Raw genomic sequence first — 12,215 nt, 5'->3', positions numbered from 1 at the left:
GGCAGCCCTACTCGAACGAACCGACCGAATCGTGGGCCAGATTGTCGAAACGCGTGTACTCGCCGAAGAACTTCAGTTTGCACGAACCGGTCGGGCCGCCACGGTGCTTGCCGATGATGATTTCGGCCAGGCCCTTGTCCGGTGAGTTTTCCTTGTTGTAGTAGTCGTCGCGGTAGATGAACACGATCATGTCCGCGTCCTGCTCGATGGCGCCCGATTCGCGCAGGTCAGCCATCACCGGGCGCTTGTCGGTACGCGTTTCCAGCGAGCGGTTGAGCTGGGAAAGTGCGATCACCGGCACGTTCAGCTCCTTGGCCAGGCCCTTCAGCGAACGCGAGATCTCCGAGATTTCTGTCGCGCGGTTCTCGCTGTTGCCGGGCACGCTCATCAGCTGCAGGTAATCGATCACGATCAGGCCCAGGTCGTGCTCGCGCTTGAGGCGGCGGCACTTGGAGCGCAGCACTTCCGGCGATACGCCCGGCGTGTCGTCGATGAAGATCTTGGTTTCCTTCAGCATCTTGATCGCGCTGGTGACGCGGCTCCAGTCCTCGTCTTCCAGCTGGCCGGTACGCAGGCGCTGCGCGTTGATCCGGCCATTGGAGGAGATCAGTCGCATCGCCAGCTGTGATGCGGACATTTCCATCGAGAACACCGCCACGCCCTTCTTCGACTTGATCGCCGCATACTCGGCGATGTTCAGCGCGAAGGTGGTCTTGCCCATCGCCGGGCGCGCGGCCAGGATGATCAGGTCGGTCGGCTGCAGGCCGGCCGTCATCGCGTCGAAATCGTTGTAGCCGGTTGGCAGGCCGGTGATGTTGCCGCCGTTCTCGAAGCGGTTGCGCAGTTCCTCGAAGGCATCCTTCAGCGCGCCGGGCATGGCGACGAAATCCGTACGCCCGCGTGCGCCCTGCTCGGCAATGGCGAACACGCTCTTTTCCGCCGACGCCAGCAGCTCGCTGCTGTCGCGGCCTTCCGGCTGGAAACCATCGTTGACGATGTCGGTACCGACCTGGATCAGCTGCCGCAGCACCGCCTTGTCACGTACGATCTCGGCGTAGGCCGCGATGTTCGCCGCCGACGGCGTGGTGCTGGCCAGTTCGATCAGATAAGCGCCATCCCCTACCAGCTCCAGCTTGCCCTGCGATTCGAACCATTCGCCCAGCGTCACCGCATCGAAGGGTCGGTCACGCTCGGACAGCTCTCGGATCGCGCGGTAGATCATCTGATGATCGCGGCGATAGAAGTCGGTCTCGGTCAGCTGGTCGTTGACCCGGTCGAACGCTTCGGGTGCCAGCATCAGGCCACCCAGCACCGCCTGCTCGGCCTCCACCGAATGCGGTGGCACCCGCAGCTGGTCGATGCGCGAATCATCGCGTTCGAAGCCATCACCGCGGTCTCTGCGGTTGGAACGGAAGCCGGGACGGGCGGACATGCGGCGGTGTTTCCTGCAAAAGTGGGGCCAGACGAGTGTAGGCATGCGCCGACCCTGGCGGCCATGGACAAGCCTGTGGATAAGCCGTGGAAGAACGGGGGATATCCGCCGGAGCCTGGCCAGAATGGCGCGGAGGCGTCGCACTGCCTGCGACGGGCGCCCGTGCGACGCCCGAGTGCGTCATTATCGCAGATCAGCCGGCCAGGGTCGGATTCCGTGCAGCGTACGGGCTCTGGCCCGCTCAGCTGCAAGTGGGGTCAGAGCCCGCCGCTGCGCGCCGGGATCCGACCCCGGATGTGGCTGGGGTCGGATCCCTCTGCAACGCAGAGGGCTCTGACCCCATACGTCTCAATCGCCCTTCACGTGCACCGCGATCAGCGCCAGGAACCGGTCCACATACCCCTGCAGGAATTCCCGCGTGGCATCGTTGTGGATCGTACCGTCGGCGTCGATCAGGCCGTCCTTGAAATGAATGAACGCCTCCGGCTGGCCGAGCACATGCATGTCGAGGAAGGCCAGGCTGTTGCGCAGGTGCTGCTGGGCCACCGCGGTGCCGATCTGGCCGATGGACGCACCGATCACCGCAGCCGGCTTGCCTGCGAATGCGCTGTCGCCATAGGGGCGCGAGCCGATGTCGATGGCGTTCTTCAGCACGCCCGGCACCGAACGGTTGTATTCGGGCGTCACGAACAGCACGGCGTCGGCGGCACGCACCTGCTCCTTCAGGCGGACACACGATGGCGGGTAATCGGCGTCGAAATCCTGGTCATACAGGGGAAGATCGCGGATCTGCACGTACTGGAACCGGGCCCGGTCGCCGGCAAGCTTTTCCAGCGCATGGGCCAGCCGGCGGTTGCAGGACTCCCGGCGCAGGCTTCCAACGAACACGGCGATGGCGGGAACGGACATCGGACGGACTCCTCTTGGTGCGGGAAACCCAGCCTATTCGCCGCACCCTTTCCAGGCAGTGAAGGTCAGCCGCCGACGCTGGCCCGGACCTGGCGCCAGTGGGCCTGCCATGCCTGGAACATCAGCACGTTCCACAGATGCGTGTGCCACTTGCGCTGGCCGCCAAGGAACTGCTGCCACAGCGGCTGCACCGCGGCCGCCGACAGCACGCCTTCGCGTTCCAGCCGCGAAGGCTGCAGCAGATCGTCGGCCCACGGCCGCAGGTCACCCTTCAGCCAGTCGCTGACAGGCGCACCGAAACCACGCTTGGGCCGGTGCACCATCGCCTGCGGGACGTATCGGCCCAGCACGCGCTTGAGCAGGACCTTGCTGGTCGTTTCACTGCGCTTGAAGCCCAGCGGCAGCGACCAGGCGAACTCGGCCACCCGCCAGTCCAGCAACGGCGCACGCGCCTCCAGGCTGACCGCCATCGAAGTACGGTCGACCTTGCACAGCAGGTCATCAGGCAGGTAGGTCACGAAATCGGCCAGCATCATCGCGTCTGCCGGCGTGCCCGCACCGTGCAGCGGATCGGCCAGGTCATAGAAGCTGCCAGCCGGCTGCGCACCGGGCACCACCGCCGCCGGGTCACGCCAGCGCGAAATGCGGTTGCGGTACACATCGCCGATGCCGCGGGCGCCGGTTTCGGCCAGCAGCGCCGCCAGGCCTCCCGTGCGCGATGCCTCGCCCTGCTGCTGCGCGCGGGCACCCATCCAGCGCCGCAGCGGGCCCGGCACGCGACCCAGCATCTGCCAGTTGCGCAGCGCGCGCACGTAGCGGGTGTAGCCGAAGAACAGCTCATCGCCACCATCGCCGGACAAGGCCACGGTCACCCCCTGCCTTGCCAGCCGGGCCACCAGCGCGGTCGGCACCTGCGAGGCATCGGCAAAAGGCTCGTCGAACATCGTCGGCAACTGCGGCACCACCGCCAGTGCGTCGGCCCCGCTGACGTAGAGCTCGGTGTGGTCGCAGCCCAGATGCGCGGCCAGTTCCCTGGCCAGCGGTGCCTCATCGTGGCTTGAATCCTGGAAGCCGATGCTGAAGCTGTGCACCGGCTGCCTGCTCTGCGCCTGCATCAGCGCCGCCACCAGCGACGAATCGGTCCCCCCGGACAGGAACACGCCGACGGGCACGTCCGCGACCATGCGCAACGCCACGGCGTCGCGCAGCAGGGCATCAAGCTGCTCCTCGGCCTCCTCGATGCGGCCCTGGAAGGGTGCGGCCAGTGCGGCCTGCATGCGCGCACGCGCGTCCCAGTACGGACGCTGCGCCTGCTCCGGCCGGTGCGCGCCGGCTCCGGCGGCAACCATCGCCGCATCCACCCGCAGCACCCGGCCGGGCATCAGCTTGTAGCAGCGCTGATGGATGCTGTGCGGCGCCGGGATGTAATCCAGCCGCAACAGCAGCGTCAACGCATCCCGATCGATATCGTTGTCGAACGCTGGATGCTGCCACAGTGCCTTCAGCTCGGAACCGAACACCAGCGCGTCACCGGCCCAGCCGTAGTACAGCGGCTTCTTGCCGACCCGGTCGCGGGCCAGCCAGAGGCACTGCTCGCTGCGGTCCCACAGAGCGATGGCGAACATGCCGTTGCAGCGCTGCAGGGTGTCTTCCAGGCCCCACTGCAGGATCGCAGCCAGCAGCACCTCGGTATCGGAGTGGCCACGGAACGCATGGCCCAGCGGCTCCAGTTCGGCGCGCAGGGCCGCGAAGTTGTAGACCTCGCCGTTGTAGGCCATCACATAGCGGCCGTCGGACGATGCCATCGGCTGGTGGCCCAGCGGGGACAGATCGAGGATGCTCAGCCGGCGGTGCGCCAGTGCGATCCCGGCAGCGGCATCGACCCAGGTGCCACCATCATCCGGCCCGCGATGGTGCAGCGCCTGGCCCATGGCCAGGGCCTGTGCCTGCAGTTCCTCGGCCGGCACCATCGGTGCCGGCAACAGCATTCCCGCCAATCCACACATGCATCAGGGTTCCTGCGCCAGGTCGAGGGCGGCGCCAATCACCGCATTGTCGCTTGGAAGGCCGAACATTGCTGCCCCCGCCAGCGGCGTATAGGTATCGGCGCCGCAGACCCGGCGCAGCGGCAGGTGACCGAAGCCGGCCTCGACCAGGTCCGTGACCACCCCCTCGCCCACGCCACCGCTGTGACGCCCCTCGTCCAGCACCAGCACGCGCCGCGCCGTGGCCGCCTGGGTGGCAATGAATCCGCCGTCCAGCGGCACCAGCCAGCGCAGATCAACCACCCTCACCTGCCACCCGAGCTGCTGGTCGATCACCCGCGCGGCACGCAGCGCCATCGGCACGCCATTGCCATAGGTGTAGATCACCAGATCCTGCGCCTCGGGGGCATACACCCGGCCCTCCCCCGGCAGCAGCGCCTGGCCCTGTTGCGGGTAGTCGAACAGCCACTGGCCGTCACCCGGCTCGTGCAGGTCCTTGCTCATGTACAGCGCGATCGGCTCCAGAAACACCGCCACGCGGCCATCCACCCGGGCCAGCGCCGCCAACGTGCGCAGCATCATCACGGCATCGTCGCCACGCGAGGGACAGCCCACCACCAGGCCGGGAATGTCGCGCAGGGCGGTGATCGAATTGTCGTTGTGGAAATGGCCACCGAATCCCTTCTGGTAGCCCAGCCCTGCCACCCGCACCAGCATCGGGTTGCGGAACTGGTCATTGGAGAAGAACTGCAGCGAACACGCCTCGCCACGTATCTGGTCGATGGCATTGTGCAGGTAGGCCAGGTACTGGATCTCGGGGATCGGCAGCATGCCCATGTTGGCCAGCCCCTGCGCCATGCCCAGGATCATGGTCTCGTCCAGCAGCGTGTTGAACACCCGACGCGGGCCGAAACGACGCAGCAGGTCGCGGGTCAAGGTGTACACGCCTCCCTTCTGCGCCACATCCTCGCCGAACAACAGGCTTTGCGGATACTTGCACAGCAGTTCCTGCAGTCCGTGATTGATCTGGATGGCCAGATGACGCGGCGGTTGTCGCTCCGGCAATGCGTCGGCGTCGCCATACAGCGACAGTCGCGCCTCGTCCGCGACCGCGCGCCGGGCCTCGGCGTGCACCGCTGCAGGTGTATAGGGCGCCAGCGGTGCCATCACCTGCTCAAGGGACTGCAGCTTCGGTTGGCGCTCGGCATCGGCGGCGGCCGCCATGCAGCGCACACGCATCGCTTCATAGGCCGCCTCGACGGCCGCGGCATCCATCCAGCCCGACTCCATCGCGATCTGCGCCGAGCGCAGCAGCGGATCCTGCGCCTCCGCCGCACACAGCTCCGGCAACGCGCGCCACTCCACCTCGAAATCGGTACCGGCATGCCCCATCAGCCGCGTGGTACGCAGGTGCAGGAAGGTCGGCCTGCGGGTTGCCCGGCAATGCTCGACCGCGGCCTGCACCTGCGCATGGCCGCTGGCCAGATCCAGCCCATCAGCGAAGAAGTAGTCCAGTCCCGGCTGGCCGCCAAAGCGCTCGGCGATCCATCCCTCCGGTGTTTTCACCGAAATGCCCAGGCCATTGTCCTCGCAGACGAACAGGATGGGCGCCGGCAGTTTCTGGTAGGCCGACCACATGGCGGTGTTGAACGCCGTCTGTGCGGTGGCGTGATTGGCCGAGGCGTCGCCGAAGGAACAGACCACGATGCTGTCGGCCGGAATCGGCAACGGCCGGCCCAGGCGCTTGCCGCTCTCGATGGCCAACGCAGTGCCCAGCGCCTTGGGCAGGTGCGAGGCGATCGTCGAGGTCTGTGGCAACACCCACAGCGGCCGGCTGCCCCACACCTTGTGCCGGCCCCCGCTGGCAGGATCGTCGGCGCTGGCGGCGAACGACAGTGCCGCGTCGCGCACTGGATCCATGCCCGGCACCTGCCGCGCGCGCTCGGCCATGAAGGCGCCGGAGCGGTAGTGCAGGAACGCAGGATCGGTGTGCCGGCAGGCCCGCGCCAACAGCGCATTGCCCTCGTGTCCGGACGAGCCGATGGTGTAGAAGACCTTGTTCTGCACGCGCAGCACGCGTGCCATCAGGTCCAGCTGGCGGCTGGCCAGCTGCGAATCGAACAGGTCGGCAAAGGCCGCCGCGCTGAGCGTGCTGCCTGGCAGGATCGGCGCGTGCGGCGCGGGCCGTGGCCGTGGCGTGCCCCGCCAGCCGCGCACCGCCTCCAGGAAATTGACGTCGCACACTTCGGCGCGGTTGAGCCCGCGCATGCGCGCGGGAATGGGATCTGGAACCACAGCGAACATCGAACACCCTCCGTGTCGTTGTTGCGTAGCGTGGCGCGGGCCCGCCCGGCGTCCCCCGCAGTCGGCCTGCCCGACGCTCCCCTTGGAATCAGGCCACCGCGTTGAATCGCGCCAGCACCTCCGCGCCCACGGCCGGCATCGGCACGAACCGCGGCTGCGCCCGGACCCGCTGCAGCCAGGCCTGCACCTGCGGGAACGGATCAAGGCGGATGCCACCATCGCTGGCAACGTCGGTGTAGGCAAACAGCGCGATATCGGCGATGCCATAACTGCGGCCGGTGAACCAGGGCGACTGCCGCAGGTGCTGTTCCATCACCGCCAGTGCGGTGCTGGCGCGCTCCTGCAGGCGCGGCAGTTCGGCGCGCCGCGGGGAGTCGGCCGGCGTCCAGCCACGGATGAAACGGGCCACCGCCACGCAGGGTTCATGCGTGTACTGCTCGAAGAACATCCAGCTCAACGCCTGCGCCCGCTCCCAGCCATCGCCGGGCAGGTAGGGCGTGCCCTCGGCCAGCCAGAACAGGATCGCGTTCGATTCGGTCAACACGCGGCCGTCCTCGCGCACGATCAACGGCACCTTCGCATTGGGATTCAATGCCAGGAACTCCGGCGTGTGGGTCTGGCCATGGGCGCTGTCCACCTCCACCCAGCGATAGCGGCTGCCGAGGTGTTCCAGCAGCATGCGCACCTTGTGGCAATTGCCTGAAACGGACATGCCATGCACCGTCAACGGAACGCGTTCTTCCACCATTGCCTGCTCCAGGAGACCCGGCCAACGACCGGTTGCGCGCAGTCTGGCAAGCGCGCCCGCCGATGCCAAGCGCGGGTGCAGCATGCCCACCGCGCAGCCCGCCGCTGGATGCAGCCCGTCGGGCCCCTCAGCGCACGCGCTGCTGCCACTGCTGGCGCGACTGCCCCCAGATCTGCATCGGTTTGCCCTGGTACGGCGGCGGCAGCTCGCCCATGCGCAGCAGCGTACTGCCCAGCTTGCGGGCCACGACACGGGAATTCTCGTTGTCCTCGGCAATGGTATGGATCACCTCCTCCCACCCGAGTGCGTTGAATGCCCAGTCGATCGCAGCGGTCGCCGCCTCCGGCGCGTAGCCCTTGCCCCAGCTGGCACGCCGGATGCTCCAGCCGACCTCGGTGCCCGGCCAGTCCTGTGGCTGCCAGGGCCCCATGCGACCGACCCACTCACCACTGGATTTCTCGATCACGCTGAACATCGAAAAGCCGAACAACTGCCACGCGCCAGCCAGGCTGCAGAATCCGCGCCATGCCACTGACGGTGGCTGTACTCCGCCCAGCGTGCGCATCACCTCTTCATCCGCGCAGAACGCCAGATAGGGCTCGAAATCCTCGCGATGCGGTGGGCGCAGGATCAGGCGCTCGGTTTCCAGGCGCAGGTCGAAGATGCTCATGCCGACTCCAGGGCGATGACGGAGCGCCATCATCGCAAATGTCACCCGGCCACAAAAACAGACAGGCCGGCAGAAGCCGGCCTGTCGCCTGTCCGCTGCAGCGGCGGGATTACTGGCGGGTCGGTGCCGTGGCGCCGGCTGCCGCTGTCTGCGTGACCAGCTGGCCATCGACCACCGGCAGGCGATCGCTGGCTGGCTTGTTGTCCATGCGCACGGTCTTCTCGGCACCATCATAGCGGTAGGTCACGTTGTAACCCTTGACCACGTCGTTGGTGCCCATGGCGATGCGGTTGCCGGGCTTGCTGGCCATGCGCATGGTGCCGGTGGTGCCGTCCTCGTTGCGATAGGTGACGTTGTAGCCGGTGACACGGCTCGACTCGGAGGTGGCGGTCTCGGTGTGGCACTGGCGCTCGGTGCGGTTGACCACACGGCCACCGACGTGGCGCTTGTCCACCTGGTTGCCGATCAGGCCGCCGGCCACGGCACCGGCTGCGGTCGCCGCCTTCCTGCCATTGCCGCCGCCAACCTGATTACCCAGCAGGCCACCGATCACCGCGCCGGCGACGGTGCCACCGACGTTGCCATCACGCTCGGGCAGGCGCTCCTGCACGACCACATCCTGGCAGACCTCGTGCGGCGTCTGTGTGGTGGAGGTCTCGCGCACCGCGTCGGTGCCGATGACGGTGGCGTACGCCTTCTGCTTTTCGGTGATCGGGTCGACCTTCAGCACATCGGCATACTCCAGGCCGCGCGGCGCGGTGGCATCGAGCTGGTTGCCACGCGCACCATCGTCGGTGCCGCTGCCATCGGCCAGGCGCGATTCGCCGTTGGGGGCGCCGGCGCTGATGGAATCCGGCGACGGGTTGCCGCTCTTCATGAAGGCGGCCGTGGCGATACCACCCACCAGCAGCGCGCCCGCTGCGACCAGGACAGTTGTAGTTGTGCTTTTCATGACCTGCTCCTTGCGGACCGTCCGCAACGTTCTCGGCACAGATTGCAGCACGGCCTCCCTGAACGGAATCTCCACATTTCCTGCTCGTCGCCGTAACCCATTCAGCATCGGGAAATGCTGGGCCCGTGGTAGCGTTTGCATATTCACCAGGAGGATCCCGCCATGGCCAACCCGATGCTGCTGCCGGTACTGCAATGGGCGCGCCGGCTGCGCTACCCCACGCTGTTCAAGCTCACGGCAGGGCTGTTCGCGCTGACCCTGTTCATTCCCGATCCGCTTCCCTTCGTCGATGAGCTGGTGCTGGGCCTGGGCACACTGCTGCTGGCCAACTGGAAGAGCCGCGGCACCCGCACGCCGCCACCGCTGGAGCAGCGCTGAGCGTGCTGGTCGACAGCCATTGCCATCTCGATGCAGGCGAGTTCGACCCCGACCGTGCCGCCGTGATCGAGCGCGCGCGCGCGGCCGGGGTGCAGTTCCAGGTCGTGCCGGCCGTCACCGCCGCCAGCTGGCCGAAGCTGCGCGAGGTCTGCCAGCAGGCACCCGGCCTGTACCCCGCGTACGGGCTGCATCCGATGTTTCTTGCCGAGCATCGCGCCGGGCACCTTCCGCTGCTGCGGGAATGGATCGAGCGTGAGCGTCCGCGGGCGATCGGCGAATGCGGCCTGGATTTTTTCGTGGAAGGCCTGGATGCGGAGGCGCAGAAGACCTATTTCACCGGCCAGCTGCGCTTGGCGCGCGACTTCGACCTGCCGGTGATCGTGCATGCGCGTCGGGCCGTGGATGCGGTGATCGCAGCGATCCGCCGCATCGGTGGCCTGCGCGGCGTGGTGCACAGTTTCTCCGGCAGCCCGGAGCAGGCGGCACAGCTGCATCGGCAGGGCTTCCTGCTGGGTCTGGGCGGCCCCCTGACCTACGAACGGGCACAGCGCCTGCAACGGCTGGTCCGGGAGATGCCGCTGGAGCAGCTGCTGCTGGAAACGGACGCGCCCGATCAGCCCGACGCGGCCATCCGTGGGCAGCGCAATGAGCCGGCACGCCTCTCGATCATCGCGCGCCACGTCGCGGCGTTGCGGCAGACCGACCTGGAGACGGTAGCGAGGACCACGACCGACAACGCGCGGCGGCTGTTCGCGCTGCCGGCCGCCTGATCGCCGTTTCGCCGGGCATGGCCCGGCGCTACCGGTCAAGCCTCAACGGATTCGGACTTGACCCTCTTCGGCTCCAGCAGCATTTCCAGCGCCTTGCCGACGGCGGCAAAGGCGAAGGCACCGGTGATATGGGTGGCTGCCCCCAGCCCTGCGCCGCAATCAAGCTTGAGCGCAGCGTCCGCCCCCAGGTTGGGACGGAGGCCGCAGACACTGCCATCGGCCTGCGGATACTTCACGTTCTCCAGCGAGTACACCGCCGGCACGCCGAAGTAACGCTTGGCGTTCTTGGGGAAGTTGAACTCGCTGCGCAGCTTCTTGCGGATCAGCGCCAGCATCGCGTCGTGCTCGGTGCGCGAGACATCGCGGATGCGTACCAGGGTCGGATCGGTGCGGCCACCCGCGGCGCCGACCGTCAGCAGTGGCAGCTTGCGGCGGCGGCACCAGGCGATGGTCTCCACCTTGACCCGGAAGCTGTCGCAGGCATCGATCACCAGATCGAAGCGACGATCAAGCAGTTCCGCCATGTTGGCGGTGGTCAGGAACGCCTGCACCGCGTCGACATCGAGTTCCGGGTTGATCGCCCGGCAGCGCTCGGCCATGGCTTCGGCCTTGTTGCGCCCGTAATTGCCCTCCAGCGCCGGCAGCTGCCGGTTGGTGTTGGACACGCAGATGTCGTCCGCATCGATCAGGGTGAGATGGCCGACCGCCGAGCGCGCCAGCGCCTCGACCACCCACGAGCCGACCCCGCCCATGCCGACCACCGCTACGCGGCTGCCCTGCAGGCGCTCGAGCGCACCCACGCCATACAGCCGTTCGATGCCGGCGAAGCGTTGTTTGACCTGTTCGTTCATCGGTCTATTTTAACGTGCAGCGGCCGGCGTCCACAGCACGCCGGGTCGAACCTACCGTTGCACACCCGGAGAGCCCGCCATGAACGCCAGCCCCCCTCGCCCGCCGTCTTCCGCCTATCGCTACCTGTTCGTGCTCGCGCTGGGTCTGCTGATCGGCCTGATCGCCACGGTGATGGTCGGCCGCGCCCTGCAGGCCCGCCGTGACCCCTTCCCGGACAGCCTGATGCAGGTGATGCAGCGGCAATCCCAGTTGCTGCAGCAGGCTCAACAGCAGAACCGCTGCAGCCTGGCCGACAGCGTGCCGCGCCTGCAGACGCTGCGCCTGCTCTCCAACGACCTGGACCTGGCCTTCCCCGGCCTGAAGGACAGCGCGCAGTTCCAGCAGCATGCCAGCCAGTACCGCGCCGGCCTCAATGCCGCCCTGGCGACGCCACCGGCAGACTGCACCGCGCTGGCCCAGGTGGTGCAGACGCTGCAGGCGGACTGCCGCGCCTGCCATCAGGATTTCCGTTGAACAGCGTTCATCCCGCAGCCGGTCATGGCGGCGTTGATTGGCGTCTTGTTCACGTTGGAAAGGAGACGATTCGCGCACCCTGCTGCATGACGCAGTACCACCCAACACATCCGCCTTCACGGCCAGGAGACGCCCCATGAAGATCCAGCTCATCGCCGCCAGTGCCATCGCCACCCTCGCCCTGGCCGGCTGCGCCACCTCGCCGGGTTACGGCGGCGGCGGCTACAACAATGGGTACAACAACGGCGGCTACGGCAACAACTCCGGCTACAACCAGGGCCGTTGCGCCGACTGCGGCATCGTCACCCGCATCAACACCGTGCAGTCCGGCCGCACTGCGCCCAGCGCGACCGGCGCGATCCTCGGCGGCATCGTGGGTGCGGTTGCCGGCCATGAGATCTCCGACCACACCGGCGGCAGCCGCGGCAACAAGAACATCGCCGCAGCGGCGGGTGCCGTGGGTGGCGCGCTGGCCGGCAACCAGATCCAGAAGAACGTGACCAGCGATACGTATGACATCAGCGTGCGCATGGATGACGGACGCACCATCGTCGTCAACCAGCGTGATCTGGGCGGCATCCGCGAGAACACCTACGTTCGCGTGGTCAACGGCCGGGTGATCCTGCGCTGATCCGCTGCCGGTCCCGGACAAAGAAAAAGGCCCGCTTGCGCGGGCCTTTTTCATGTGACGGCTTCAGACCG

12 protein-coding genes are annotated in these 12,215 nt (G+C 67.4%); 4 read left to right on the top strand and 8 right to left on the bottom strand.

Annotated elements, in window-relative coordinates; translation table 11 throughout:
- Nucleotides 1-7: 7 nt before the first annotated feature.
- From ACVOMM_RS09505 to ACVOMM_RS09475, 7 genes are all read right to left on the bottom strand, one after another.
- Nucleotides 8-1,432 (bottom strand): replicative DNA helicase, encoded by a 1,425-nt coding sequence (locus ACVOMM_RS09505; RefSeq protein WP_053515359.1) that lies wholly within the window; start codon nucleotides 1,430-1,432, stop codon nucleotides 8-10.
- Between the two features lie 348 nt (nucleotides 1,433-1,780).
- Complete coding sequence (locus ACVOMM_RS09500; protein ID WP_065175465.1) at nucleotides 1,781-2,341, bottom strand: NADPH-dependent FMN reductase; 561 nt, start codon at nucleotides 2,339-2,341, stop codon at nucleotides 1,781-1,783.
- Nucleotides 2,342-2,406: 65 nt separating this feature from the next.
- The gene (asnB, locus tag ACVOMM_RS09495) at nucleotides 2,407-4,347 is read right to left on the bottom strand and encodes an asparagine synthase (glutamine-hydrolyzing) (RefSeq protein WP_481526155.1); all 1,941 of its coding nucleotides are present in this window, start codon (nucleotides 4,345-4,347) and stop codon (nucleotides 2,407-2,409) included.
- A gap of 3 nt (nucleotides 4,348-4,350) precedes the next feature.
- Nucleotides 4,351-6,630 (bottom strand): thiamine pyrophosphate-dependent enzyme, encoded by a 2,280-nt coding sequence (locus tag ACVOMM_RS09490; RefSeq protein ID WP_481526154.1) that lies wholly within the window; start codon nucleotides 6,628-6,630, stop codon nucleotides 4,351-4,353.
- 88 nt (nucleotides 6,631-6,718) lie between these two features.
- Nucleotides 6,719-7,378 (bottom strand): glutathione S-transferase family protein, encoded by a 660-nt coding sequence (locus ACVOMM_RS09485; protein WP_053515351.1) that lies wholly within the window; start codon nucleotides 7,376-7,378, stop codon nucleotides 6,719-6,721.
- 127 nt (nucleotides 7,379-7,505) lie between these two features.
- Nucleotides 7,506-8,048 (bottom strand): GNAT family N-acetyltransferase, encoded by a 543-nt coding sequence (locus ACVOMM_RS09480; protein ID WP_053515349.1) that lies wholly within the window; start codon nucleotides 8,046-8,048, stop codon nucleotides 7,506-7,508.
- Between the two features lie 109 nt (nucleotides 8,049-8,157).
- The gene (locus tag ACVOMM_RS09475; RefSeq protein ID WP_053515348.1) at nucleotides 8,158-9,000 is read right to left on the bottom strand and encodes a glycine zipper 2TM domain-containing protein; all 843 of its coding nucleotides are present in this window, start codon (nucleotides 8,998-9,000) and stop codon (nucleotides 8,158-8,160) included.
- 162 nt (nucleotides 9,001-9,162) lie between these two features.
- Here ACVOMM_RS09475 and ACVOMM_RS09470 point away from each other — a divergent pair, with 162 nt between their 5' ends.
- Nucleotides 9,163-9,378, top strand: coding sequence for a DUF6116 family protein (locus ACVOMM_RS09470; protein WP_053515346.1), 216 nt, complete (start codon nucleotides 9,163-9,165; stop codon nucleotides 9,376-9,378).
- Entirely contained in the window at nucleotides 9,375-10,148 is a 774-nt protein-coding gene (locus ACVOMM_RS09465; RefSeq protein ID WP_460256592.1) for a TatD family hydrolase, read from the top strand. The genes ACVOMM_RS09470 and ACVOMM_RS09465 overlap by 4 nt, the downstream gene beginning before the upstream one ends.
- A gap of 35 nt (nucleotides 10,149-10,183) precedes the next feature.
- Here ACVOMM_RS09465 and ACVOMM_RS09460 read toward each other — a convergent pair whose 3' ends face one another.
- Nucleotides 10,184-10,999, bottom strand: a complete 816-nt coding sequence (locus ACVOMM_RS09460) for a tRNA threonylcarbamoyladenosine dehydratase (protein WP_193396159.1) — start codon at nucleotides 10,997-10,999, stop codon at nucleotides 10,184-10,186.
- A gap of 79 nt (nucleotides 11,000-11,078) precedes the next feature.
- Here ACVOMM_RS09460 and ACVOMM_RS09455 point away from each other — a divergent pair, with 79 nt between their 5' ends.
- Both ACVOMM_RS09455 and ACVOMM_RS09450 read left to right on the top strand, forming a co-directional pair.
- Nucleotides 11,079-11,513, top strand: coding sequence for a hypothetical protein (locus tag ACVOMM_RS09455; protein ID WP_065175471.1), 435 nt, complete (start codon nucleotides 11,079-11,081; stop codon nucleotides 11,511-11,513).
- 136 nt (nucleotides 11,514-11,649) lie between these two features.
- Nucleotides 11,650-12,144 carry a glycine zipper 2TM domain-containing protein gene (locus tag ACVOMM_RS09450; protein ID WP_053516924.1) on the top strand — a complete coding sequence of 165 codons (495 nt, stop codon included), beginning with the start codon at nucleotides 11,650-11,652 and terminating at the stop codon, nucleotides 12,142-12,144.
- The last annotated feature ends 71 nt before the right edge of the window (nucleotides 12,145-12,215 follow it).

The organism is Stenotrophomonas sp. STEN009, assembly GCF_056760395.1.
The sequence above is the reverse complement of the archived record's forward strand: the minus strand, read 5'-3'. Positions and strand labels throughout refer to the sequence as shown.